Source organism: Micromonospora sp. KC207, from assembly GCF_004348615.1.
Lineage (GTDB): Bacteria > Actinomycetota > Actinomycetes > Mycobacteriales > Micromonosporaceae > Micromonospora.
This window is the reverse complement of record NZ_SMKJ01000573.1, coordinates 1-1,511: the sequence shown is the minus strand read 5'-3', so window position 1 is coordinate 1,511 and position 1,511 is coordinate 1. Positions and strand designations below refer to the sequence as shown.

Genomic DNA, 1,511 nt, shown 5'->3' with positions numbered 1-1,511 from the left:
CGGCAAAGGTGGGACCCCACCCACCCGCCACCTGCAGAAATGGTTCCGCAGCGGCGACGCAGCTGGATCGAGTACCCGCCCCCACTCTGCGTCCCATCCTCAGAAGGAGAGACGCCGTGACCAGCACAGACACCAGTTACCAGTTCCGCAACAACCACAGCCAACTCGGCCCGCTGCAGGCGGTCCTCGACCCCATCACCCGACGAGAACTCGCCGCGGTCGGCGTGAAACCCGGACAACGGGCCCTGGACGTCGGCGCCGGAGCAGGCTCGATCGTCGCGCACCTGGCCGGTCTCGTCGGCCCACACGGCAAGGTCACCGCCGTCGACGCCGACACCCGTCTGCTGCACCCCACCGCAGTGATCGACGTCTACCAGCGGGACCTGCGCCGCGAGCCCATCCCCGGCGAACCCCGCAGCATCGACCTCGCCACCGCCCGGTGCGTGCTCGAACACCTACCCAACCGACGCGACGTCCTGCGCCAGATGATCGACCTGCTACGACCAGGCGGATGGCTGGTCCTCGGGGAGATCGTCCACACCCCCGCCCTGGTGCACCGCGCCTCGAACAACACCGACAGCACCCTCATCACCGACGTCATCGAGAACATCCTCGCCATCCTGGCCGGCCGCGCCGTCAATCTCTCATGGGGCGACGAGGAACCTAATGTCCTACTCGCCGCCGGCCTCAACCACGTCCACACCCGGTGGCACTCCGAGACATGGACCGGCGGAGGACCCGGCTGCGCCCTCTACGCCGACAACGCGATCCAACTGCGCGACCACCTCATCCACCACGGCTTCACCCCGCAACAGCTCGACCGATTCGGTGAACTCATGACCGACCCCTACACCGTGGTGCGCTCCTACCAGTTCGCCTCCACCCGCGCCCAGAAACCCCAGTGACCTGCCGGACCCGGACCTGTTGATGTGCCCCGATCGCTCAGGCTCAAGGTCACCCACACTGCTCAGTCACTGGACGTAGCTCACCCATGCCTCACTCCGTCGCCCACCCGACCCCGGCTCGCACACCGGCTCTGGGAGGGCGGCAGCGGCAGCCAACCCGAATGGCTGCCCGGCCGGCCCCGCCCCCGCTATTCCTCCAGCCCGAGCGGCGGGAACCGGCCAGCGGCCGGCGGCGGAGCATCCCCAGCCCGCCGCCGGCCGTACCCACACCACCCCAGGAGACGCCTCATGCAGACCCACCTGGCCAGCGCCCACGGGCAGCCGCTTCCCATAAACGCCGAGGGCGGTGCCGCTACGCGGCTGCAGCCGAACGGCCTCCACGCCTCCTGGACAACTCTCACCCCGCGCATCCACCACGCCAGCAACTACTTCTGGTGCCTGCTGGCCGACCGTGGGATGAGGCTGCTGCCCGAACGTGATGCACAAACGTTCCTGGCCACCGTCGGTCACCTGGTCGCCGGAGGTGACAACCACGCCGGGCGCACCGCCCTGCTCGCCGCCCTCGCCCCCACCTACCGGCACCTGAGCCTGCAGCCCTACCACCAC

Annotated in this window: 1 protein-coding gene and 1 pseudogene; both read left to right on the top strand. The window is 69.2% G+C overall.

The window, feature by feature from the left end; all coding sequences use genetic code 11:
- Window positions 1-116: 116 nt before the first annotated feature.
- On the top strand, window positions 117-905 hold the full coding sequence (locus tag E1258_RS32570) for a class I SAM-dependent methyltransferase (RefSeq protein ID WP_165949966.1): 789 nt from the start codon (window positions 117-119) through the stop codon (window positions 903-905).
- Window positions 906-1,193: 288 nt separating this feature from the next.
- Window positions 1,194-1,511: pseudogene (locus tag E1258_RS32565) on the top strand (hypothetical protein); the annotation flags it as partial.